The organism is Tsukamurella sp. PLM1, assembly GCF_023168325.1.
Taxonomy (GTDB): Bacteria; Actinomycetota; Actinomycetes; order Mycobacteriales; family Mycobacteriaceae; genus Tsukamurella.
Window position 1 is genome coordinate 156,120 of sequence record NZ_AP025688.1, and the last position, 23,066, is coordinate 179,185.

The 23,066-nt window shown below is 71.3% G+C and carries 17 protein-coding genes and 9 pseudogenes; 16 read left to right on the forward strand and 10 right to left on the reverse strand.

The annotated features are described in order from the left end of the window. Positions 1 to 8: 8 nt before the first annotated feature. Positions 9 to 161, reverse strand: a complete 153-nt coding sequence (locus MTP03_RS00810; RefSeq protein ID WP_248490167.1) for a hypothetical protein — start codon at positions 159 to 161, stop codon at positions 9 to 11. 84 nt (positions 162 to 245) lie between these two features. Beyond that, positions 246 to 689, reverse strand: a complete 444-nt coding sequence (locus MTP03_RS23045; RefSeq protein ID WP_305852776.1) for a TetR/AcrR family transcriptional regulator — start codon at positions 687 to 689, stop codon at positions 246 to 248. A gap of 84 nt (positions 690 to 773) precedes the next feature. On the opposite strand from MTP03_RS23045, the gene MTP03_RS00820 reads away from it, so the two are divergent. Next, positions 774 to 1,220 carry a nuclear transport factor 2 family protein gene (locus MTP03_RS00820; protein WP_248490168.1) on the forward strand — a complete coding sequence of 149 codons (447 nt, stop codon included), beginning with the start codon at positions 774 to 776 and terminating at the stop codon, positions 1,218 to 1,220. On the opposite strand, the gene MTP03_RS00825 is transcribed toward MTP03_RS00820, so the two are convergent. Then, a complete protein-coding gene (locus MTP03_RS00825) occupies positions 1,156 to 1,644 on the reverse strand; it encodes a GAF domain-containing protein (protein ID WP_248490169.1) in 489 nt (162 codons plus the stop codon). The two genes, MTP03_RS00820 and MTP03_RS00825, sit on opposite strands and share 65 nt — an antisense overlap. Before the next feature lie 462 nt (positions 1,645 to 2,106). On the opposite strand from MTP03_RS00825, the gene MTP03_RS00830 reads away from it, so the two are divergent. The 4 genes from MTP03_RS00830 to MTP03_RS00840 all read left to right on the forward strand — a co-directional run bounded on the left by MTP03_RS00830 (position 2,107) and on the right by MTP03_RS00840 (position 5,289). Further along, entirely contained in the window at positions 2,107 to 2,982 is an 876-nt protein-coding gene (locus tag MTP03_RS00830; protein ID WP_248490170.1) for an alpha/beta hydrolase family protein, read from the forward strand. Between the two features lie 298 nt (positions 2,983 to 3,280). Then, a complete protein-coding gene (locus tag MTP03_RS22505) occupies positions 3,281 to 3,991 on the forward strand; it encodes an alpha/beta hydrolase family protein (protein ID WP_256465198.1) in 711 nt (236 codons plus the stop codon). Then, positions 3,973 to 4,242 carry a hypothetical protein gene (locus MTP03_RS22510; protein ID WP_256465199.1) on the forward strand — a complete coding sequence of 90 codons (270 nt, stop codon included), beginning with the start codon at positions 3,973 to 3,975 and terminating at the stop codon, positions 4,240 to 4,242. Before MTP03_RS22505 ends, MTP03_RS22510 begins: the two co-directional genes overlap by 19 nt. 114 nt (positions 4,243 to 4,356) lie before the next feature. Then, positions 4,357 to 5,289 carry a CoA ester lyase gene (locus tag MTP03_RS00840; protein WP_248490171.1) on the forward strand — a complete coding sequence of 311 codons (933 nt, stop codon included), beginning with the start codon at positions 4,357 to 4,359 and terminating at the stop codon, positions 5,287 to 5,289. A 155-nt stretch (positions 5,290 to 5,444) separates the two neighbouring features. Here MTP03_RS00840 and MTP03_RS00845 read toward each other — a convergent pair. From MTP03_RS00845 to MTP03_RS00855, 3 pseudogenes are all read right to left on the reverse strand, one after another. Then, positions 5,445 to 5,980, reverse strand: a pseudogene (locus tag MTP03_RS00845) (YceI family protein). Positions 5,981 to 6,089: 109 nt separating this feature from the next. Beyond that, positions 6,090 to 6,457: pseudogene (locus MTP03_RS00850) on the reverse strand (VOC family protein). Positions 6,458 to 6,531: 74 nt separating this feature from the next. After that, positions 6,532 to 8,210 (reverse strand): annotated as a pseudogene (locus MTP03_RS00855) (phosphoenolpyruvate--protein phosphotransferase). A gap of 102 nt (positions 8,211 to 8,312) precedes the next feature. Between MTP03_RS00855 and MTP03_RS00860 the strand changes: the two are divergent. The 4 genes and pseudogenes from MTP03_RS00860 to MTP03_RS00875 all read left to right on the forward strand — a co-directional run bounded on the left by MTP03_RS00860 (position 8,313) and on the right by MTP03_RS00875 (position 12,462). Beyond that, complete coding sequence (locus MTP03_RS00860; protein WP_248490172.1) at positions 8,313 to 9,083, forward strand: DeoR/GlpR family DNA-binding transcription regulator; 771 nt, start codon at positions 8,313 to 8,315, stop codon at positions 9,081 to 9,083. Continuing rightward, positions 9,080 to 10,020 (forward strand): annotated as a pseudogene (locus tag MTP03_RS00865) (1-phosphofructokinase family hexose kinase). The gene MTP03_RS00860 and the pseudogene MTP03_RS00865 overlap by 4 nt, the downstream one beginning before the upstream one ends. Positions 10,021 to 10,065: 45 nt before the next feature. Continuing rightward, positions 10,066 to 12,133: pseudogene (locus MTP03_RS00870) on the forward strand (fructose-specific PTS transporter subunit EIIC). A 71-nt stretch (positions 12,134 to 12,204) separates the two neighbouring features. Further along, positions 12,205 to 12,462 carry an HPr family phosphocarrier protein gene (locus tag MTP03_RS00875; RefSeq protein ID WP_068523395.1) on the forward strand — a complete coding sequence of 86 codons (258 nt, stop codon included), beginning with the start codon at positions 12,205 to 12,207 and terminating at the stop codon, positions 12,460 to 12,462. 87 nt (positions 12,463 to 12,549) lie between these two features. On the opposite strand, the gene MTP03_RS00880 is transcribed toward MTP03_RS00875, so the two are convergent. Continuing rightward, positions 12,550 to 13,281, reverse strand: a complete 732-nt coding sequence (locus MTP03_RS00880) for a response regulator (RefSeq protein WP_248490173.1) — start codon at positions 13,279 to 13,281, stop codon at positions 12,550 to 12,552. A 185-nt stretch (positions 13,282 to 13,466) separates the two neighbouring features. On the opposite strand from MTP03_RS00880, the gene MTP03_RS00885 reads away from it, so the two are divergent. Then, positions 13,467 to 13,778 carry a LuxR C-terminal-related transcriptional regulator gene (locus MTP03_RS00885; protein WP_248490174.1) on the forward strand — a complete coding sequence of 104 codons (312 nt, stop codon included), beginning with the start codon at positions 13,467 to 13,469 and terminating at the stop codon, positions 13,776 to 13,778. On the opposite strand, the gene MTP03_RS00890 is transcribed toward MTP03_RS00885, so the two are convergent. Further along, entirely contained in the window at positions 13,754 to 14,368 is a 615-nt protein-coding gene (locus tag MTP03_RS00890) for a hypothetical protein (RefSeq protein ID WP_248490175.1), read from the reverse strand. The genes MTP03_RS00885 and MTP03_RS00890 overlap by 25 nt on opposite strands. Positions 14,369 to 14,477: 109 nt before the next feature. Here MTP03_RS00890 and MTP03_RS00895 point away from each other — a divergent pair. The 4 genes and pseudogenes from MTP03_RS00895 to pntB all read left to right on the forward strand — a co-directional run bounded on the left by MTP03_RS00895 (position 14,478) and on the right by pntB (position 19,159). Continuing rightward, positions 14,478 to 15,391: pseudogene (locus MTP03_RS00895) on the forward strand (D-isomer specific 2-hydroxyacid dehydrogenase family protein). A 1-nt stretch (position 15,392) separates the two neighbouring features. Continuing rightward, entirely contained in the window at positions 15,393 to 15,914 is a 522-nt protein-coding gene (locus MTP03_RS00900; RefSeq protein ID WP_248490176.1) for a MarR family winged helix-turn-helix transcriptional regulator, read from the forward strand. A gap of 261 nt (positions 15,915 to 16,175) precedes the next feature. Continuing rightward, positions 16,176 to 17,700: pseudogene (locus MTP03_RS00905) on the forward strand (Re/Si-specific NAD(P)(+) transhydrogenase subunit alpha). 7 nt (positions 17,701 to 17,707) lie between these two features. After that, positions 17,708 to 19,159, forward strand: a complete 1,452-nt coding sequence (pntB, locus tag MTP03_RS00910; RefSeq protein ID WP_248490177.1) for a Re/Si-specific NAD(P)(+) transhydrogenase subunit beta — start codon at positions 17,708 to 17,710, stop codon at positions 19,157 to 19,159. 122 nt (positions 19,160 to 19,281) lie between these two features. Here the strand turns inward: pntB and MTP03_RS00915 are convergent. Beyond that, positions 19,282 to 19,914 (reverse strand): annotated as a pseudogene (locus MTP03_RS00915) (NAD(P)H-binding protein); the annotation flags it as partial. Between the two features lie 70 nt (positions 19,915 to 19,984). Beyond that, complete coding sequence (locus MTP03_RS00920) at positions 19,985 to 20,596, reverse strand: LysE/ArgO family amino acid transporter (protein ID WP_248490178.1); 612 nt, start codon at positions 20,594 to 20,596, stop codon at positions 19,985 to 19,987. Positions 20,597 to 20,666: 70 nt separating this feature from the next. Here MTP03_RS00920 and MTP03_RS00925 point away from each other — a divergent pair, with 70 nt between their 5' ends. Next, positions 20,667 to 21,539 (forward strand): LysR family transcriptional regulator ArgP, encoded by an 873-nt coding sequence (locus tag MTP03_RS00925; protein ID WP_248490179.1) that lies wholly within the window; start codon positions 20,667 to 20,669, stop codon positions 21,537 to 21,539. Positions 21,540 to 21,579: 40 nt separating this feature from the next. Continuing rightward, positions 21,580 to 23,066: pseudogene (locus MTP03_RS00930) on the forward strand (bifunctional phosphatase PAP2/diacylglycerol kinase family protein).

Sequence of the window (23,066 nt, forward strand, 5' to 3'; positions counted from 1 at the left end):
CTCTCCTTCTACGTGGGGCCGTCTCCGTCGGTGTCGGCCGGGTTCTGTGCGAGGCCGCGGATCAGGACGTCGACGACAGCGGCGCCCTCGGGGAGCACGGTCGCGGCGATCTCGGGGCCACTCCGCCCTGCGGCGGCGAGCCGGTGGATCTCCAGCGTCATCGCCTGCGTGATGCCGACTATCGCGATCGCGAGGGACCGGGTGCGGACCCCCTCGGCCAGCTCCCTCGCTCAGCTCCCCCTCGCTCATCTCTTCGGCGAGGAGCAGCGCGAGGTCCGACGCGGTGGCCTCGGCCACGAGGAGCTCGCGGGCCCGCAGGGCGGGGCTCGCGGCGATGATCGCGCGCACGCGGACCAGACCCGCCACCGCGGCCGGGTCGTCGTGGGCCGGACGCCGCGCGGTTCGAGCAGGTGCGCGCGGAACGCTTCGAGGACCGAGACGCCCGGCGCGCGGTCGCGCAACGTGCCGATCAGTCGCTCGCCGTACTCCGTCATGCCGTGCAGGACCAGGTCCTCCTTGGTGGGGAAGTAGTTGAAGACGGTGGCCGGCGAGACGTGCGCGTCCCGGGCGATCTCGGTGACGGTGACGCGGTCGAACCCGCGCGCGGCGAACAGGTCCAGCGCCACGCCCTGCAGTCGGCGCCGGGTGTCGATCTTCTTCTGCTCGCGCAGACCGACCTGTTCCGTCACGCGTCCTCCTAAAATTATTGTTGCTCTAAAGTTAGAGCGACTCTATCATGGAGGCGGCAAGAATCCCACCGAAGGAGGAATCCGATGAACGACCGTGATGCCGTCGCCGACGCGCAGCGCCGGTTCGACGATGCCGAGCTCCGTGACGACCGAGCGGCGCTCGATGAACTGATCGACGCCGGCTTCCTGTCGATCGGCCCGAAGGGCTTCGTGCTCGACAAGGCGCAGTGGATCGCACGGCACGACCACTTCCGGTACCACGAACTCGACGTGTCCGAGATGGACGTGCGGACGTTCCCCTCCGCGGCGATCGTCCGGAGCGTGCAGCGCAACCACGCCGACTCGTCGGGGCACGACGTCCGGATCGCGACCCGCGTCTCGCAGACCTGGGTGCAGCGGGCGGGCGCCTGGCGGATCGCCGGGATCCAGTTCAGCCCCTCGCCGACGCCTGAGCGGCGTCGTCGACTCAGGCGAGCGTGTCCACGAAGACCGCCGCGATGGCCTCGAGGCCGCGCTGGTCGTCCGGGGTGAACCGGGCGGGGTGATCGCTGTCGACGTCGAAGACGCCGACGAGGGCACCGTCGGGCCCGATGCGCGGAACGACGAGCTCCGAACGCGTGGCCCCGTCGCAGGCGATGTGGTCGGGTACGGCGTGCACGTCGTCCACGCGCTGGGTCTCGCGACTGCGGGCCGCGGCGCCGCAGATCCCGCGCGAGAGCGGGATGCGGATGCATGCCGGCAGGCCCTGGAACGGCCCCACGACGAGATCCTCGCCGTCGAAGAAGTAGAAGCCGACCCAGTTGAGCCCGGGTACCGTCGCCATCACGAGGGCCGAGAGGTTCGCGGCGTTAGCCACCCGGTCGGGCTCGCCCGCGACGAGGGCCCGGGCGTACTCGGCGAGCTCGGCGTAGCGCTCGGCGGGGTCGGCGGAGAGGTCGGGGAGCGTGAACGACACGCCCACAAATTACGGGGTCCGACGGTGCGCCGTCATCCTTCCGCCGGGGCTGATTCTGGGTGCAGGCTGAGAGAGATCAAGGTTCCACGCAGTGTGAGCGATGTCCGAAAAACACCTATCGTACGTCCCGTGCCTGCGAATATGGATTGAGTTCGCGCTGCCGAGTAACGACACGGAACGGCGGTCCGACTAAGAGTTTGTCAGGAACTGAGATCTGGCATACAGTGCCTGTCGAGCACTGATCCGCTTGTGAAGCCGTGGCACGGGGTCTTCCTGTGGTATCGGCCGGTCCCGGGTAACCGGGTTCGCGCAGGCGGTTAGGACGCGCCCACCGGGCGGACAACAAGGAAGAGAGTCTCGAATGCGTATGCGCAACGGCTGGGCCAAGAAGGCCACCGCCGCCGCGGTCACCGTGGCTGCCATTCCGGCCCTGACGATCGCCGGCACGGGCGCCGCGAACGCTTGGGGTCCGGGCAGCGCCAAGAACCCCCGAAGGGCTTCAAGCAGGCCTTCGTCAACGGCGCCGGCATGCCGAACGTGAAGGTTCGCAGCTGGGCCTCGACCACCACCGCGCCGAGCAAGGCCCCCACCGTCGTGTTCCTCGACGGTCTGCGCGCCACCTGGGACGTGTCGGGCTGGGAGCGCGACGCGAACGTGGCCTTCCTGTCGCAGAAGGGCATCAACGTCGTCATGCCCGTCGGCGGCACGTCGAGCTGGTTCACCGATTGGCAGGCGCCGTCGTCGACCAACCGTCAGCCGTACCGCTACACCTGGGCGTCGTTCCTCAAGAACAGCCTCCCGCAGTACATCAAGAGCCTCGGATTCAGCGACAACGTGTCGCTGGTCGGCCTGTCGATGTCGGGTAGCGCGGCCATCATCAACACGGTCGAGTCGAACGGCTACTACAAGCGCGCCGCGTCGCTTTCGGGCCTGAACAACATCTCGGCGCCGGGCATCCCGATCGCCGTCGGCATCGCATCGCTGGATTCGGGCGGCTACAACGCCGGCCTGGACATGTGGGGCGGCCCGTTCGACGCGCGCTGGGCCAAGAACGACCCGACCGTTCAGGTGAACCGCCTGAAGAACATCCCGCTGTGGATCTCGGCCGGCAACGGCGTCTTCGGCAAGTACACCCCGAACCCGGGCCCCGCCGACGTCATCCAGGGCGTGCCGCTCGAGTGGCTCGCGCTGTCGCAGTCGCGCTCCTTCCAGGGTGCGGCGCAGCGCGCGGGCCTGAAGAAGGTCCACTACGACTTCCCGCCGGCCGGTACTCACACGTGGGGCTACTGGCAGGACCAGGTGTGGCAGATGCAGCGCACCGGGTGGTTCTCGAAGTAGTTCGTCGCGACCCACGAACGGATCACACGACAAGCGGCCTCGTTCGGACGAGCGGGGCCGCTTGTCGTATTGTGATGGGGATGACTTTCCTGAGGAATATGGGATCGTCTGTAACGCCTAACCCTGTGAACTCGATGAGATCCAGGGAAAGAATCGCTCATGTGACACGTGTGATTAGTGTGACTTGAGAGACCAATGATGTTAGAGTGACACCTGTGACTTGGCTCGGCTGCTCCATGGCCGGCCGTCCGGTCCACGAGCAGATGCGCGGAGACGCGTGAAAAAGGAGAGGTCAGCTATGCGAGCAGCCTGGGGTAAGCGAGCGGGTGCGGCGGTACTCACCGCGGCGATGGTTCCCGCCCTCGCCGGTATGGGTGCCGGCGTCGCCGGCGCTTGGGGTCCGGGGTCGGCGAAGAACCCGCCGAAGGGCTTCAAGTCCGAGAAGGTCGACGGCGCGGGCATGCCCGCCGTGACCGTGCGTTCGTGGGCTTCCACCACGACCGACCCGTCGAAGGCGCCCACCGTGGTGTTCCTCGACGGCCTGCGTGCCACGCAGGACGTCTCCGGCTGGGAGCGCGACTCCAACGTCGCCTTCCTGTCGCAGAAGGGCATCAACGTCGTCATGCCCGTCGGCGGCACGGCCAGCTTCTACACGAACTGGGCGAACACCTCCAAGCACGGCAACGGCACCTACAAGGCCACGTGGGGCAACTTCCTCGCGACGAGCCTGCCGAACTACATCAAGTCGCGCGGCTTCTCGAGCAACATCTCCCTCGTCGGTATCTCGATGGGTGGCGGCGCCGCGCTGATCAACGCCGCGAACAACCCGGGCGTGTACAAGCGCGCAGCTGCGCTGTCGGGCTTCCTGAACACCTCGGCCCCGGCATGCCGGTCGCCGTCGGTGTCGCGATGCTGGATGCGGGCGGCTACAACGTCCTCGATATGTGGGGCGGCCCGTTCGACGCCAACTGGGCGAAGAACGACCCGACCGTGCAGGCCGCGCGCCTGAAGGGCATCCCGCTGTGGATCACCGCCTCGACCGGTGAGCCCGGCAAGTACACCCCGAACCCGACCCCGGCCGACATCGTCCAGGGCGTGCCGCTGGAGATCCTGGCCAAGTCGCAGTCGGAGGCCTTCAAGGCCGCCGCTGACAAGGCCGGCGTCAAGGCTCACTACGACTTCTCGTCGGTGGGCACGCACACGTGGGGCTACTGGAGCGACCAGGTGTGGCAGATGCAGCGCACCGGTTGGTTCAACTGAACCCCGCGCTGACGTAACGTTCGCAAGGAAGGCCCCGGGCACCCGCCCGGGGCCTTCCGGCGTGTCGGTACTGTTGTCTGTCGAGCCCCACACGAGAAGCCCGAGGTTGCAGCCATGACCCCGCCGTCCCCCACGCCGCCCGAGGCCGACGAGCCCGTCGGTTTCCGCATCGACCCCGTGCTCGCGCGCAGCTGGCTCCTGGTCAACGCGGCGCAGCCCGAGCGGTTCGACGCGGCGGCCCGCTCCCGGGCCGACATCGTGGTGCTGGACATCGAGGACGCGGTCGCGCCCAAGGACAAGGTCGCCGCGCGCGCGAACGTGGTCGAGTGGCTCAGCCGCGACGTCGACGGTAAGCCGAACGACGGCTGGGTGCGCGTGAACGGGTTCGGCACGCAGTGGTGGGCGGACGACCTGGAGGCGCTGCGCGGCGCGAAGCACCTCGGCGGCGTGATGCTGGCGATGGTCGAATCGATGGACCACGTGACCGAGACGGCGAAGCGGCTGCCGGACACGCTCATCGTCGCACTGGTGGAGACGGCCCGGGGCCTCGAGCGGATCAGTGAGATCGCGTCCGCCAAGGGCACATTCCGCCTGGCGTTCGGTATCGGCGACTTCCGTCGGGACACGGGCTTCGGCGGCGAGCCCGCCACCCTCGCGTACGCGCGGTCGCGGTTCACCATCGCCGCGAAGGCTGCGCATCTGCCGAGTGCGATCGACGGCCCGACGGTGGGCTCGAAGGGGCTGCTGCTCAGCGAGGCGACCGCGGTGTCGGCCGAGTTCGGCATGACCGGCAAGATCTGCCTGACACCCGATCAGTGCCACCCGGTCAACGAGGGGCTGAGCCCCTCGCAGGAGGACATCCGCTGGGCACGCGAGTTCTTCGCCGAGTTCGACCGCGCCGGCGGCGAGATCCGCAACGGGTCCGACCTGCCGCGCATCGCCCGCGCCACGAAGATCCTCGACCTGGCGCGCGCCTACGGGATCGAGGCCGCCGAGGGGCTCGAGGGCGAGCACGCCCCGGCACCGTCGGACACCTTCCACTACTGAGCCCGGTCTGCCGGCCGGGCGAGCCGCGCCCGGCCGGCCGGGCGAGCCGCGCCGCTGAGTGCCTGCCCGCGGAGAGCGCGACGGCCGCGGAAACGACGAACTCCCGGCCCGCACGCACCAGGGTCTGCGGCGGCCGGGAGCTCGGCGAGCGGCGATCAGGCCTGGCGCAGCGCCTCGATCTCCAGGGTGAGGGTGACCTTGTCGCCGACCACCTTGCCGCCGGTCTCCAGCGGCATCTCGATGGAGATCCCGAAGTCCTGCCGGGTGATCACGGTCTTCGCCTCGAAGGCTGCGACCTCGCCCGGCCCATGCCGGGGTTGGTGCCCAGGAACTCGAGGTCGAACTCCACGGGCTTGGTGACGCCGCGCAGCGTGAGATCGCCGGCCAGCACGAAGTCCGACCCCTTCTGGGTGACGCCGGTCGAGACGAAGGTGGCCTTCGGGTGGTTCTCGGCGTCGAAGAAGTCGGCGGTCCGGATGTGCGCGTCGCGCTGCGCGTTGCGAGTGCTCACCGTGGTCACGTCGACCTCGGCGGTGAGCGACGCGGTGCCGTCCTCCGCCACGGTGATCGTGCCGGAGAACTCGCCGAACTGGCCCTTGACCTTGCTGACCATCAAGTGGCGCACGGAGAACTCGACGGACGAGTGGACCGGGTCGACGACGTACGTTCCGGGGGTGAGGGTGGCGCTCATGGTTGCTCCTTCGATCGTTGAATCTCAAGACTTACCCAGCATAACCGGACTGCGGTCCGAGCTATTCCGGAGTTCGTGAATTCGACGCGATCACCCGTCGAGCGGCGAGCTACTGCGCCCCGTGGAACACCGCCTCGACGTTGTTTCCGTCGGGATCGCGGACGAAGGCGCCGTAGTAGCCGGGGTGGTATTCCGGCCACAGCCGCGGCGCGTGCAGCGACTCGGCTCCCAGCTCCAGCGCCTTCGCGTGGAACGCGTCCACGGTCGCCGTGTCCGGCGCGGTGAACGCGAAGTGCGCCTCCCGGTTCGAGGTGCCCTCCGCGGCGCCCGAGATCCAGAAGTCGGGCGTAGTGGTGCCGTACCCGACCGCCACGTCGTAATCCATGACGCGCCGGGCGCCAGGACGCCGAGCACGCCGTCGTAGAAGCGCTTCGCGCCTTCCAGGTCCGCGCAGTTGATGCCGAAGTGGTCGATCATCCCGGGTCTCCTCGGTTCAGGGCGGGCGCGGCGCGTCCGTGTGAGAGGTGTAGCAGTCATCACTGACAGATTCCTCAGGCGAGGGCGGCCCGGGCCGCGTCGCGGGCGGACTGCGGATCGGGCGCGGCGACTGCGGCCTCGGCGGCCCACCGGCACTGCTGCAGCGTGACGCCGCCCACCCGCGCGCCGACGGCGGCGGCGGCGCCGGCCGCGCACGAGAGCGAGCTGACGCCCGGCCCACGAGGACGCAGGCCAGCAGCGGGTCCGCGGCGGCCTCGCCGCACACGCCCACGGGCTTGTCCGCGTCGGTGCCGGCCTTCGCCGTGAGCTGGATCAGCCGCAGGACCGCGGGCTGCCACGGATCGGTGAGCGCGGCCAGTTCGGTGCTCATCCGGTCGGCGGCCATGGCGTACTGGGTGAGGTCGTTGGTGCCGATCGAGACGAAGTCCACCTCCGCGAGCACGGCGTCTGCGCACAGGGCCACGGCCGGGACCTCCACCATCACACCCGCCGTCAGCCCGCGGGCGCGCACTTCCGGAGAACTCCCGGGCCTCGGCCGCCGTCGCGATCATCGGGGCCATCACCCACGGCTGTGCGGGCGCGCCCTCGGCGGCCGAGGCGATCGCGTCCAGTTGCCGCTCCAGCAGTCCGGGGTCGCCGTCGGCGATCCGGATGCCGCGCACGCCCAGCGCCGGGTTCTCCTCCTCGCCGTGCTCGACGAACTTCAACGGCTTGTCCGACCCGGCGTCCAGCGTGCGGATCACGACCTTCCGGCCGGGGAACGCGTCGATCACCTCGCGGTACAGGGACGCCTGCTCGTCCACCGACGGCTCGTCGGCCCGGTCGAGGAAGGCGAGCTCGGTGCGGAACAGGCCCACGCCCTCCACCTGGCGTTCGGCGGCCGCGCGGGCCGTCGTGCCGTCCTGGACGTTCGCGAGGATCGCGACGGCGGCACCGTCGGACGTGTGACCGGGCCCGCGCCAGCGGGCGATCTCGGCCGCTTGCCGCGCCGACTGCTCGACGAGGGCGTTCGCCTCCACGGCGTCCGGGTCGACGGTGACGGTGCCCGCCCCGCCGTCGAGCAGCACGGGCACGCCCGCGTCGACGGTGCCGGCCTCCGCGAGCCCCACGATGCACGGGATGCCGAGCTGCCGGGCGATGATCGCGGTGTGGCTGGTGGGGCCGCCGAGCCGGGTGCCGATGCCCACCATGAGTGCGGGATCGAGGCCGGCGGTGTCGGCCGGCGCGAGGTCGTCGGCCAACAGGATCGACGGTGCGTCCGGCACCGGGACGCCGGGCTCGGGGCCGCCGAGGAGCTCGGCGACCACGCGGTCGCGCACGTCCCGCAGGTCGGTCACGCGTTCGGCCATCAGTCCGCCGATCTTGGTGAACATGTCCGCGAACTGCTCGGTGGCGTGGCCACGGCGTTCGCCGCGGGGGTGCCGGCCCGGATCAGCTTCTCCGTGGTGCCGATCCACGCCTTGTCGGAGGCCAGGCCGGCGTTCGCGCCGAGCACCTCGGCCGCGGCGCCCTGGGCCTGCGCCGCCCGCAGGCGCAGGCGGTCGGCCACCGCCTGCGCGGCGGTCGAGAACCGGGCGGCCTCGGCGTCGCGGTCGTCCTCCGGCAGGTCGACGGCGGGCGGCACCTCCGGTCGGGCGCCCGGCCACATGACGGGGGCGTAGGCGACGCCCGGCACCACCGGGGTGCCGGTCAGGATGCGGGTACCGGACGCGGTCGACTGCTGTGGACTCATGTGACCCAGATTACGAAATCCTCTTGACTTGTCAACAAGAACAGGCGTAAAAACAGATTAGACAAAGAGAAAACCACAGAAAGCAACGAACTCGGAGGGGCGATGTACGCGGAGGAAAGACAGCGCGCGATCGGTGAGCTGGTCAGCGGCCGCGGCCGCGCCTCGGTCGTCGAGCTGGCGGAGCGGTTCGACGTGACGCCCGAGACGGTCCGTCGCGATCTCGATGTGCTCGAGCGGCTCGGCGGCGTGCGCCGGGTGCACGGCGGCGCGGTGGCGGCGGGTGTGCTCGCCGGCACCGAGCCCGGGGTGGGGGAGCGCGAGGTCACCAACGCCGACGCCAAGCGGGCGATCGGCCACGCGGCCCGTCGCTTCCTTCCGCCGGCGGGCGGCTCGGTCCTGCTCGACGCCGGCACCACCACCATCGCCGCGGCGCGCGAGATGCCCGCCGGCCTGCGCATCACGGCGATCACGAACTCGGTGCCCGTCGCCGCGACGCTCGCCGGACGAGACGGGATCGAGCTGCGCCTGCTCGGCGGACGCGTACGGGGCCTGACCCAGGCGGCGGTCGGCGCCGGAACCGTCGCCGAGGTCGCCGCGCTGCACGCGGATGTCGCGCTCATCGGCACGAACGGCCTGAGCGCAGCACGGGGCCTGTCCACCCCCGACGCCGACGAGGCCGCGATCAAGCGCGCGCTGATCGCCGCCGCCGACTTCGTCGTTCTGCTCACCGACGCGGCGAAGTTCGACCGCGAGTCCCTGGTCGGCTTCGCCGGGCTCGACTCGATCGACGTCCTGGTCACCGACACCGCCCCCACGGGTGCGCTCGCCGCGGCGCTGGCCGACCACGGCGTCGACGTGGAGGTCGTCCGATGATCGTCACCGTCACCGCGAATCCGAGCCTGGACCGGCTCGTCGCCCTCGGGTCGCCCCTGCGGCGCGGCGCCGTTCAGCGCGCGGACGGAGCCGCCGCCGACCCGGGCGGCAAGGGCGTCAACGTCTCCCGTGTGGTGCATGCCGCGGGGGAGGGCACCGTCGCCCTGCTCCCCGCGGATCAGGGCGATCCGCTGCTCGCCGGCCTCGCACGCCTCGGCGTGCCCGCGATCGAAGTTCCCGTCGGGCACGAGGTGCGCAGCAACATCACCATCACCGAGCCCGACGGCACCACCACCAAGCTGAACGCGCCCGGCGCGCCCGCGCCCCGGAGGTGGTGCGCGCCTTCGAGGAGGCGATCGTCGCCGCGGCCGACGGTGCCTCCTGGCTCGCCCTGTGCGGCTCGCTCCCGCCCGGGCTCCCCGACGACTGGTACGCCCGTCTCGCGGCTCGCCTGGCGGGTGGCCCGCGGATCGCCGTCGACACCTCCGGCGCCGCGCTCGCCGGCGCCGCAGTCCCGGGCGTCTCACTGCTCAAGCCGAACGGCGAGGAGCTCGCGGAGCTCGCCGGCGTCGACGGGAGCGACTTCGAGACCCGTGCGGAGGCCGGTGATCTCGCGCCGGTCCGCGCGGCGGCCGAATCGCTGCACCGTGCCACCGGGGCCACCGTGCTGGTCACGCTCGGGGCCGCCGGCGCGCTGCTGGTGACCCCGGACGGTGCCTGGCACGCCGTACCTCCACGGGTCACGGTGCGCAGCACCGTGGGCGCCGGCGACAGCGCGCTCGCCGGCTACCTCATCGCTCACGAACGGGGCGCCTCGGCGCCCGAACGTCTCGCTCTCGCGGTCGCCTACGGCGCCGCAGCCGCAGCACTGCCGGGCACCCAGGCGCCCCGACCGGAGGAACTCGCCGTCGCCGACGTGCGGGTCACCGCCCTCTGAACATCCACCGCCGTACCACGATCCACCGCAGAACCGGAGAACACCATGCCCGATCCGATCATCGCGCCCGAACTGGTCGCGCTCGACGTCGCGGCCGGGGCCGACAAGGCCGAGGTCATCGCCTACTTGGCCGGCCGTATCACCGATGCCGGCCGGTCCACCTCGGTAGACGGCCTCGTCGAGGCCGCGCTCGCCCGCGAATCGCAGTCCGCCACGGGGCTTCCCGGCGGGATCGCCATCCCGCACTGCCGCGCCGAATCGGTCACGGCCGCGAGCCTCGGCTTCGCTCGCCTGGACCCGAAGGTCGACTTCGGCGCGCCGGACGGCGGCGCCGACCTCGTGTTCCTCATCGCCGCGCCGGCCTCCGGCGGCTCGCAGCACATGAAGCTGCTCAGCGCGCTCGCCCGCGCGCTGGTCCGGCCCGAGTTCACCGCGTCGCTGCGCGCGGCTGCGACGCCGGAGGAGGTGGTCGCCCTCGTCGAGGACGTCATCACTCCGAAGCCGGCGGAGCCGAAGCCCGCCGCTCCTGCTGCGGCGGAGTCGGCGGAGTCGGCGGCTCCGGCCGCGCCAGGAGACGACGGTGGAGAAGGCACCGTCGGACAGGCCCTCACTGGTGGCGATCACGGCGTGCCCCACGGGGATCGCGCACACCTACATGGCCGCCGACGCCCTCAAGCTGGCCGCCGAACGGGCCGGTGTCGAGCTCACGGTCGAGACGCAGGGCTCGTCCGGCTCCACGCCGCTCGCGCCGCAGACCATCGTCGAGGCGGGCGCCGTCATCTTCGCCACCGAGGTGGGCGTGAAGGGCCGCGAGCGCTTCGCGGGCAAGCCGGTGATCACCTCGGGCGTCAAGCGCGGCATCAACGAGCCCGACGCGATGATTGCCGAAGCGGTTGCGGCCGCGTCGGATCCGGACGCCCCCAGGGTCGACGGTGCCGCCGCCGAGTCCGAGCCGGCCGCCGCGCCGGTGGGCCTGGGCGGGCAGCTCAAGCGCGCCCTGCTCACCGGCGTGAGCTACATGATCCCGTTCGTCGCCGCGGGCGGCCTGCTGATGGCGCTCGGGTTCCTCATGGCCGGCTACGAGATCGGCAGCGAACACGGCGAGGACGGCATGTCCAACGGCGCCTACATCGCGCTGCACGACTCGCTGTGGAATCTTCCGCCGGAAGGGCTGCTGCACTATCTGGGGGCGGTGTGCTTCGCCGTCGGCAGCGCGGCGATGAGTCTCATGGTCGCGGTGCTCGCGGGCTACATCGCCTACGCGATCGCCGACCGGCCGGGTCTCGCACCGGGTTTCGTCGCGGGCGTGCTCGCCGTCACCGTGAACGCGGGGTTCATCGGCGGCGTGATCGGTGGCCTGCTCGCCGGCGTCGTGGCGCTGTGGCTCTCGCGGATCCCGCTGCCGCAGTGGGCCCGTGGCCTGCAGCCGGTGGTGATCATCCCGCTGCTCGGCACGCTCATCACCGGTGGCACGATGTACATGATCCTGGCCGGCCCGCTGCGCTGGGTGAACGAGGAGATGACCAGCGCCCTTAACGGGATGAGCGGCAGCAGCAAGGTCGCGCTCGGCGTGGTGATCGGCCTCATGATGTGCTTCGACCTCGGCGGCCCGGTGAACAAGGCGTCCTACGCCTTCGGCGTCGCGGGTCTCGGCCTGAGCACCGCCGGCGCGCCCCAGTGGGAGATCATGGCGGCGGTCATGGCCGCCGGTATGGTGCCGCCGCTGGCGCTCGCGCTGGCCACCTTCGTGCGGCCCCGCCTGTTCACCGAGCCCGAGCGGGAGAACGGCAAGGCGGCCCTGCCGCTGGGACTGTGCTTCATCTCGGAGGGCGCGATCCCGTTCGCCGCGGCCGACCCGCTGCGGGTGATTCCGTCGATGATGCTCGGCGGCGCGGTCACCGGCGGCCTGTCGATGGCGCTCAGCGTGCAGCTGCGCGCGCCGCACGGCGGAGTGTTCGTCATGTTCGCGACCAACGGCACGTGGCCGCAGTTCGTCGTCGCGCTGGTGGCGGGCGTGGTCGTGAGCGCCGTGGCGGTCGTGCTCGCCAAGTCGGTCGCGGCCCGTGGCGCCGCAGCTGCCGATTCCGCCCAGCCCGCGGCCGTCGCCGCGTAATACTGGTCCTGACCACTCCCGCGGGCCGCCCGCCGCGCGGCCGCACAATCCCATCACCCACGAGGAGAGACATGCCCAGCACCACCGTCGCCGTCGGATCCGCCGTCGGCCTGCACGCCCGCCCCGCCGCCGTGATCGCCAACGCCGTCAACGAGTCCGGCCACGAGGTCACCCTGTCGGTCGCCGGCGGTGAGCCGGTGGACGCCGGCTCCGCCCTGATGATCATGACGCTCGGCGCCGAACAGGGCGTGGAGGTCACCGTCGAATCCGCGGACCAGGGCACCGTCGACGCGATCGCGGCCCTCGTCGCCCAGGACCTCGACGCGTAGTCCGGGTCACGACGTCGCGGGGCGGACGGTGCTCACCGTCCGCCCCGCCGTCGTCCGCGCCGCCGGGCAACCCGGTCAACGGCGCCGTCAGTGAATCGGACCGAGGACATCCGAATGCCCGTTGCGGCGACACCAGCTGACCAAGTAGCGGGCGTGCAGCCCGCACCACCGGTACACGGCGCCCTGGGTCAGGGGCAATGCGGCGTCGTGCTCGTGCCGCGCGGTGATCATCGGCCCCAGGTAGTGACTGGTCACCTTGTTGGCGGTGCTCGGCGAGACCTTCGCGGCCGCGGCGAGCGTCGCGTTGTCGCCGGCCCGGCCGCTCGCGATCGCGCCCGCCATCCGGCCGGCGGTTCGGCCGCGCTGTCCGGTCAGGAGCTCGTACAGCGGCGTCCGCCGGTTCGACGGTGCCGCGCGCTCGGCCAGGCGCTGCCCGAGCGCGACCGCCTGGACGGCCTCCATGAGGTGGTGCAGGCCCGCCGATTTGGGGAAGACGCCGAAGACCTCGGGACGTAGCCGCGCCTCCTCGAGGTGGTCGGTCTCCATCCCGTGGCCCTGGGTCGCGAGGATCACCGGCGCCTGCCGTGCCGTCTGGTCGAGGCGATCGATCACGTCCAGCCCGTCGAACGTCCACTCCGACTCCGGGTGGTTCCAGATCAGGTCCGCGAGCACCACGTCGTACCGGACCTGGCCACTGATCGCCCGCAGGAACTCGGCCTCCGTGCCGGCCACCGTCACGGTCGCGACGTCTGCGCCGAGCGGCGCCGCGACGACGTGGCCGAGGGGAGAGGCGATCAGTATCCGGAGTCCGCGGGGCACGAGGAGAAGGTACTGCCGTGCACACCGTCGGAATGTCTGATCGCGCACGATTCATCCGGTCGGAGGGAGGATCCGACGCGTATCCGCGCCGGAAGTGTGTTTCCGGCCCCTGATTCAGCGGCGGGCCGTCACCCAAACTGAGTACCGGCGGCCGCGCTCGAGCGGCGGGGGAAACGAGGCGAACGATGACGGTCATCGACGATGTGAGGACCGGAGGGCACGCTCCGGAGCGGCAGCGGATCCGGATGAGCGCGCGCGAGCGCGAGGTGCTGACCACCTACGTGCTGGGTGCGACGGTGACGGTCACTGCGGCCGAGCACTTCATCGGCGAAGCGACCGTGCGCACCCACTACCGGCGTGTGGTGGAGCGGTACGCGGCGGTGGGGCGACCGGTCGGTAACCGCGTGCAGCTCTTGCTGCTGATGGTCGCAGACGGGTGGATCGACCTCGACGACGCGCTGCGCCGGATCGATCAGGCAACGGGAGCGATGCAGTAGCTGATCCGCTGCGGCGCCGCGTAGTTCAGCGCGGACGATCCGCGGCAGGTGAGTGGCGCGCCCGCCCGTTCGGTCACACGGATCACATTCGGCATCGCGGTACCGAGCGCGGTGGGGCAGGAGACCGGGCGGATGTCGGTGGTGGCCGCGGCGTCCGGCTTGACCTGGTAGCACTCACCCAGCGTCATCCGAGGGACGACGCACAGCGTGGAGCCGCCGGACTCGACCCGCGCATAACTCGGCATGCTGCACGCCGTCTTCGCCGCGGCCTTCTCGGCCACCGCGAAGCTGAAGCCGTCGCCGTCGCACCCGGTCCGGGTCACGTTCCCGCCCGCCACCGTGACGCAGTCGCCGACCTCGACCGCACTCACCGGCGCGACTTCGGGGCCCGACGGCTTGACGCCGAGCAGCACCGCCGCGGCGCCGACGATCAGGACCGCGATGATGCCGGAGTAGACGACGGACGTGGCGGCCTTCCATGCGGGCGTCGGCCGGACCTCGCCGAGCCGCCGGCCCACCGACGTCGCGTCGAAGCGACGACGGAGCGCGGCGATCCGGGGCTGCGCGTGGTCGAACAGGGGCGTGGACATAGTCTCAATCTTAACTTGAGACTCACTAGATAACACAAGTCTCAGTTTTCACATGTCGGATCGGCGCGGCGGGGTCCGTGCCGGACGCCCGCTCACTAGGCTTTGCGACATGCTGAAGGACGCGCCCGTCATCGCCGTGGGTCCGGCCCCCGATCCCGAGTTCGACGCCGCGATCACCGCCGGCGGAGGCGAGCCCGGCGTACTCGCCGCCGCGTCCGGCCTCGTCTGGACCGACTCTCGCACGCCCCTGCCGGACCTGCCCCCGACGGTGCGCTGGGTCCAGCTCCCGTTCGCCGGAGTCGAGGGTTTCGTCGGCTCGGGCGTGCTGTCGACGTACCCGGAGGTGGTGTTCACCTCGGCGGCCGGGGCGTACGCCGGCACCGTCGCCGAGCACGCCCTCGCGATGCTCCTGGCGGGCGTGCGCGGCCTGTGGCACCGCGAGTTCGTGGGACCCCGCCGGTTCGGGGCCGCGCACCGCGCGCCTCGGGGTTCGACGGTGGCCGTCGTCGGCGCGGGCGGCATCGGGCGCGCGCTGATCCCGGCGTTGCGCGCGCTCGGCGTCAAGGTCGTCGCCGTGAACCGCTCGGGCGCCGACGTCACCGACGCCGTCGTCGTCACCGCCGACCGCCTCGACGAGGTCTGGCCCGCCGTCGACCACGTGATCCTCGCGGCACCGTCGACCGCGGAGACCCGCGCCCGGTGGACGCGGAGGTCCTCGCCCGGCTGCAGCCGCACTCGTGGATCGTCAACGTCGCCCGCGGCTCGCTGATCGATACGGACGCCCTGGTGGTCGCGCTGCGCGCGGGCACGATCGGCGGCGCCGCCCTCGATGTGACGGATCCCGAGCCCCTCCCCGCGGACCACCCCCTGTGGTCGATCCCCAACGCGATCATCACTCCGCACGTGGCCAACCCGCCGCAGCACCTGCGGCCGGCGCTGCTCGAGCGCGTCGAGGTCAACGTCCGGCGGTTCGCCAACGACATGGAGCCGCTCGCGGTGATCGACGCCGCGCGCGGCTACTGACATGCCCGACGGTCCGTCGTCCGCGGCGGGCGGCGGATCCACCGGGCCGACGCCCGACGACGTCGACCTCATCGTCCGGGGGATCGTCGGTTTCGCCAAGCGGATCCGGTCCGACGCACGGCTGATGGGCGACGAGGTCTCGTACGTCGACTTCACGCTGCTGTTCGTGCTGAACGAGACCCCGGGGATGCGCGCGGTCGACCTCGCCGAGGCGGTGTCGATCGACAAGTCGACCGCCAGCCGACAGCTCGCGAGCCTGGAGCGGCGGGACCTCATCGTGCGGGAGGCGGACCCCGCCAATCCGCGGTCGCGGCGGCTGCGGCTGACGGCGCGCGCCGAGCGGGTGTTGGCCCGGACCGACCGTGAGTGGCGGGCCCGGATCGAGGCGCGCACGGCCGACTGGCCGCGGGAGGATCTCAGGACGTTCGCGACGCTGATCGACCGCTACATGCGGGTCGACCTACCGGACGAGACCGCGTCTCACCAGGACGTTGGCGGGGCTAAGCACCCTACTTTCGAGTAAGTTTGGGTGTGTTATGGTCAGCCCACTGTTCTGAGCATCAGGCGACCCACGTTGTACATCCGATGCCTGGCGAACCCAGGTGCCCCGTGGATTCCGCCCCCGTTCACACCGCGACGGGGGCGTTGACGCGCGTGGAGTCCGCCCTGTGCCGGAACTTCCGGCCCGCAGCCGCGGCGCCCGGTAGGGACGACAAGGAACGAAACGCATGAACGTCGGTGAACCGACCATGACCCGTGCGGGTCGGCAGTGGGAGTGCTGCGCATGATCATCGGAGCTTTGAAAGAGGCGCAGCCGGGCGAGACCCGTGTCGCCGCCACCCCCGCCACGGTGGCCCAGCTGATCAAGCTGGGCTACGAGGTGGTCGTGGACTCGGGCGCCGGTGCGGCGTCCTCGTTCGCGGACGAGGCCTACGTGGAGGCCGGCGCGTCGATCGGTGACGCGCGCGCCGCCGACATCGTGCTGGGCGTCAACGCCCCGTCGAGTGCGCAGCTCGACGGTATGCGGCCGGGCACGATCGTCGCCGGGCTCGGCCCCCGCGCAGAGCCCGGAGCTGCTCGAGGACCTGCGCCGCCGGGAGCTGACCGCGTTCGCGATGGAGTCGGTGCCGCGCATCTCGCGCGCGCAGTCGATGGACGTGCTGTCCTCGATGGCGAACATCGCCGGCTACCGCGCCGTGGTCGAGGCCGCGCACGTGTTCGGCCGGTTCTTCACGGGCCAGGTCACGGCCGCGGGCAAGGTCCCGCCGGCCAAGGTGCTCGTGGTGGGTGCCGGCGTCGCCGGCCTCGCCGCGATCGGTGCCGCCGGCTCGCTCGGCGCCATCGTGCGCGCCACCGATCCGCGCCCCGAGGTGGCCGACCAGGTCGCGTCGCTGGGTGGCGAGTACCTCTCCGTGCAGAACGAGGAGGCCGAGGTCTCGGCCACCGGCTACGCGAAGGAGATGGGCGACGACTACAAGGCTCGCGAGGCGCAGCTGTACGCCGAGCAGTGCAAGGACGTCGACATCATCATCACCACGGCTCTGATCCCCGGGCGCCCCGCGCCGCGGATCATCACCGAGGAGATGGTCGCGTCGATGAAGCCCGGCAGCGTCATCGTCGACATGGCGGCGTCCAACGGCGGCAACGTCGGCGGCACCGTCGCCGGCGAGGCGATCGTCACGCCGAACGGCGTCACCATCATCGGCTACACGGACCTGGCCGGGCGTCTGCCCGCGCAGGCCTCGCAGCTGTACGGCACGAACCTCGTCAACCTGCTCAAGCTGGTGACGCCCGAGAAGGACGGGCAGCTCGTGCTCGACTTCGAGGATCCGGTCCAGCGGTCGATCACGGTGACCCGCGCGGGCGAGCTGCTGTTCCCGCCGCCGCCGGTGCAGGTCTCGGCGGCTCCGAAGGCCGCGCCGGCCGCCGAGGTCGAGCCGAAGCCGGTCAAGGAGCCGATGTCGGCGTCCAAGAAGGTCTCGCTCACGCTGGTGGGCGTCGTGCTGTTCGGCCTGCTGATCAGCTTCTCGCCGAACCCGCTGCCGCAGCACTTCACCGTGCTCATGCTGGCGATCGTGATCGGCTACTACGTCATCGGCAACGTGGCGCACGCGCTGCACACGCCGCTGATGTCGGTGACCAACGCCATCTCGGGCGTCGTCGTGGTCGGTGCGCTGCTGCAGTTGGCGTCGACCAACGTCACGGTGCTCGTGCTGTCGACGATCGCGATCCTGTTCGCGTCGATCAACGTCTTCGGTGGTTTCGCGGTCACGCGCCGCATGCTCGCCATGTTCAGCAAGGGGGCATGAGTCAGTCATGGGAATCACTGCAATCGCCACGGCGGCGTACATCGTCGCCTCGCTGCTGTTCATCCTGTCGCTGGCGGGCCTGTCCAAGCACGAGACCTCGAAGAGCGGCCTGACCTACGGCATCGTCGGTATGGCGCTCGCGTTGGTCGCGACCATCGCTCTCGCTGTCCAGCACATCTTCGACCTTGATGATCTCGACCTGCAGTGGCTGCCGGTCGTGCTGATGGCCGGCGCCATCGCGATCGGCGCCGTGATCGGCCTCTGGCGGGCGCGCATCGTCGAGATGACGGGCATGCCCGAGCTGATCGCGCTGCTGCACTCGTTCGTGGGTCTCGCGGCCGTGCTCATCGGCTGGAACGGCGCCCTCGGCGGCCCGCACCTCGACGAGGTCGCGGCCGAGGACCACGGCGCGATGATCGGCATCCACTCGGCCGAGGTCGCGATCGGCATCTTCATCGGTGCGGTCACGCTGACCGGTTCGATCGTCGCCAACCTGAAGCTGTCCGCGAAGATGAAGTCGGCGCCGCTGATGTTGCCCGGCAAGAACGTCATCAACGTCGGCTCGCTGGTCCTGTTCGCGGTGCTGACCGCGGTGTACGTGGCCCGTGATGCCAAGACCGACACCACGGGCTACATCCTGCTCGGCGTCATCACCGCGCTCGCCCTGTTCCTGGGCTGGCACCTGGTGGCCTCGATCGGCGGCGGCGACATGCCGGTCGTGATCTCGATGCTCAACAGCTACTCCGGTTGGGCCGCGGCCGCGTCGGGCTTCCTGCTGGGCAACGACCTGTTGATCGTGACCGGCGCGCTCGTCGGCTCGTCGGGTGCGTACCTGAGCTACATCATGTGCAAGGCGATGAACCGCTCGTTCATCTCCGTCATCGCGGGTGGCTTCGGCATCGAGGCCGGCCCGGCCGACGACAAGGACTACGGCGAGCACCGCGAGGTCAACGCCGAGCAGGTCGCCGAGCTGCTCACCGGCGCCAAGTCCGTGGTCATCACCCCGGGCTACGGCATGGCCGTGGCGCAGGCCCAGTACGGCGTGGCCGAGCTGACCAGCGAGCTGCGCAAGAAGGGCGTGAACGTCCGCTTCGGCATCCACCCCGTCGCCGGCCGGCTTCCGGGGCACATGAACGTGCTCCTCGCCGAGGCGAAGGTGCCGTACGACGTCGTGCTCGAGATGGACGAGATCAACGACGATTTCCCCGAGACCGACGTGGTCCTGGTGATCGGTGCCAACGACACCGTGAACCCTGCCGCCTCGGAGGATCCGGGCAGCCCCATCGCGGGCATGCCGGTGCTCACCGTCTGGGAGGCCGAGAACGTGATCGTGTTCAAGCGGTCGATGGCCGCCGGTTACGCGGGCGTGCAGAACCCGCTGTTCTTCCGCGACAACTCGGCGATGCTCTTCGGTGACGCCAAGGACCGCGTGCAGGACATCCTCGCCGCGATGCACTGATCGCGTGACGCCCTCGGGCCCGGCACCGTCTTCCCGACGGGGCCGGGCCCGAGTCGTCTCCAGGTCGGGGCTTCGCGCGCCATCTGCGGCGCCGCGGGCGGTTCAGTCGCGCCAAGCCCCTCGATCGCTTGGGAGCCGTCGGTGAAGGGCAGGTCCTTCCCGACGGTGTCCGGCCGGTCCAGCACCGAAGCAGCCACGAGTGCGACGTTCGCGCGCGACGTTCCCGGATTGTCCGCGGCGCGCACGGCCGCGGGATCCACCCGCCCCGTGGGCTCGTCGAGCGTGAGGCGGCCGGGCATGAGGACGGTCCAGTCCAGGTCGGAGGCGCGCAGGGCGACGTCGGCGGCGGCCTTCGCCTCCGCGTAGGCGAAGAAGGAGTCCGTTTCCGGGACGCCGTGGTCCGGGGCGGCGCCCAAGTAGGAGACCATCACGTAGCGCCGCACCCCGGCCGACTCGGCGGCCTGGATCGAGCGGATCGCCGCGTCGCGGTCCACCGCGTAGGTGCGCGCCGGGTTCCCGCCGCCCGCCCCGGCGGAGAACACCACCGCGTCCGCACCCACGAGCGCCGCCGCGATCTCGTCCTTCGACGCGTTCTCCACGTCCAGCACCAGCGGCGTCGCCCCTGTCTCGGCGACCTCCGCCGCGTGCTCGGGGTTGCGGATCCACGACGTCACCGCGTCGCCCCGCGAGCTGAGGATCCGCGCCAGGATGAGCGCGATCTTGCCGTGTCCACCGATGATCGTGACAGCTGCCATGCATTCCAACGTACGCGTCTCGACGTGTGCGGGATTCTGCCCGCTCAGCGGCGACGATCCCGCACAGACGTCAGCCGCCGAGGGGCATGGTCGCGAGCCGCAGGGCCAGGAGCAGGAGGAGTGCACCGATCCCGAGGTTGATCGCCCGCCACACCCCTGGCCGGCCGAGCACGCCCGACAGCCGACGCGCGCCGAATCCCAGGAGGCAGAACCACGCGACACTCGCCACGGCGGCGCCGGCGGCGAACCACCAGCGGTCGGCGGCGTACCGCGTCGACGCCGAACCGAGCAGAAGCACCGTGTCCAGGTAGACGTGCGGGTTCAGCCAGGTCAGCGCGAGAACCCCGGCCACGACGGCCGCGACGGAGGCACCGCCGTCGCCGCCCGCGACGAGTCCTGCGGACCGGCGCGCCGACCACAGCGACCGCAGACCGTAGCCGGCGAGCACCACGACGCCGGCCCACTTCACCAGTTCCAGGAGCACCGGACGGCCGGACACCGCGGCCCCCAGGCCGGCCACCCCGGCGCAGATCAGCACGACGTCCGAGGCGATGCACACCGCCACGACCGCGCCGAGCCCACGGCCTCGAACGCCCACCTGGAGGATGTACGCGTTCTGCGCGCCGATCGCCACGATCAGCGAGAGCCCGAGTCCGAGGCCGGCGAGGAGCGCGGAGGTCACGGCGACGACGCTAGGTCGCGCAGTATATTAGCGCCAATACGAGATTGCGATCTCCCATTAGAATCACTTCATGCTGAGCGGGCATCATCTGGAGACCCTCGTCGCGGTGGTCGAGGAGGAGAGCTTCGGCGGCGCGGCCGCCCGGCTGCGCATCACGCAGTCGGCCGTCAGCCAGCGGATCCGCGCGCTGGAACAGCAGGTGGGACACGTCGTCGTCACCCGCGAGGGCCCGTGCCGGCCCACGGCGCAGGGCGAGGTGCTGCTCGGCCTCGCCCGCGGGGTCGCCTCGCTCGAGGCCGATGCGCTGGGCCGGCTCGCGGGCGGGGCACCGTCGGCCGTGCTGGACGTGGGCGTGAACGCGGACTCGCTCGCCACCTGGTTCCGCGACGTGATCGACGCGGTGGCCGCGCTGCCCGACGGTCCGCTGCTGCGCCTCGTCGTCGACGACGAGCACCACACCGCGGGCCTGCTCCGCGCCGGCTCGGTGCTCGGCGCGATCACGACCGACCCGGAACCGGTGCAGGGCTGCGCCGTCGAGTACCTCGGCACCATGCGGTACCTGCCGGTGTGCGCGCCCGCGTACGCCGAGCGGTGGCGCTCCGGCGGGCGCTGGCCCTGGCGGGAGATGCCCGTCGTGCAGTTCGACCTGCGCAAGGACGAGCTGCAGACCAAGGTGCTCCACCGCCGCGGCATCAGGGAGTCGCCACCGATGCACCGGATCCCGTCGTCGGAGGCCTTCACGTACGCCGTCCGGGCAGGGCTCGGGTGGGGCAGCCTGCCCGAGGCCGACCTCGGCGACGCCCTCGACCGCGGCGCGCTGATCCGGCTCACGGACGACGTCGTCGACGTGAAGCTCTACTGGCAGTCCTGGCGGCTGCACACCCGCGCCACGGAGCGACTCGCCGACGCCGTCCACGCCGCCGCGGCGGTCCACCTGCGCTGATCCCGCGTGTCTCCGGCGCAGCGCGGGTACCTTGGCGCTCATGCCGGATCATCCAGCGCCGCACCCGCTCCGCACGCTCCACGAGGGGCTCAGCGACCTCGACCGTCGGCTCTTCGACGCCGTCGCGGTCTCGCCGAGCCCGCTGCTCGACCTCACCATGCGCCCGCTGTCGGCGGCGGCCGATCACTCGAAGCTGTGGATGGTGCTGGCAGTGGGCATGGGTGGGCTGGGTGGCCTGTCGTCGCGCCGCGGCGCGGTTCGCGGCGTCGCGACGCTCGCCGTCACGAGCCTCATCGTGAACCAGGGGCTCAAGCGGATCTACCCGCGCGGCCGCCCCGTGCACGACGGTGTGCCGGTCAAGCGCGCCCGCCGTCAGCCCACGTCGACGTCCTTCCCGTCCGGGCACTCCGCAGCCGCGGCGGCCTTCGCGATCGGCGTGGGGTTGGAGAACCGTACCGCGGGATACGCGCTCGCGTGCCTGGCCGGGGCGGTGGGCTTCTCCCGGATCGCCACCGGCGCCCACTACCCCGGCGACGTGCTTGCCGGGTTCGCCGTCGGCGCTGGCGTCGCGGTCGCGGGCGCCCGCCTCGTGCCGCCCGTCGACGACAGCCGCACCATGACCCCGGAGCCCACCGTCGAGCGGATCACCACCGACCCGGACGGTGCCGGCCTCGTCGTCGTGCTCAACCCCGCGTCGGGCGACGGCACCGGGACCCGCGTGGCCGAGGAGATCCGCCGGGACCTCCCGAAGGCCGAGATCGTGGAACTCACCGAGGATTCCGACATCGACGCCGTCGCGGCGGACGCCGTGGCTCGGGCGGAGTTCCTCGGCGTCGCGGGCGGCGACGGCACCGTCGCGACTCTCGCCGCGCACGCCGTCGCGGCGGGCACGCCCCTCGCGGTCTTCCCCGCGGGCACCTTCAACCACTTCGCGAAGGACATCGGCTCCGAAACGGTCGCCGCCGTGGTGGATTCGATCCGCAGCGGGCGCATCGCCCGTGTCGACGTGGTTTGGCTCAACGACGAGAAGCTCCTGCTCAACACCGCGAGCATCGGTGCCTACCCGGCGTTCGTCCGTGCCCGCACGCGGTACCAGCGGCGGCGCATCGGCCGGGTCACTGCGACGGTGCGCGCGCTGCGCCGAGTACTGCGCCACACCGCGCCGGTCTCGGTGCGGATCGAGGGCCGCCCGGTCACGGTCTCGTTCTTCTTCCTCGGGAACTCCATGTACGGCGCACCGAGTTTCGTACCCGGGCGCCGCACCCGGGTCGACGACGGCGTGCTCGACCTCCGGTACCTCGAGGGCGGGCACAGCAACGCGACGGCGCGGCTGTTCGGATCCTGGATCAGCGGTCGGATCCGCAACTCCCGGGTCTACCGCGAACTGCAGGCGCCCGTCGTCACCATCGAGGCGGACGAGCCCTTCCGGGTGGCCCACGACGGCGAGGCGGGGAACTGCACACCCGCGCCCGCTTCCGGGTCGACTACCGCGCGCTCCGCGTCTTCGGCACCAGCACGACCCGCTGA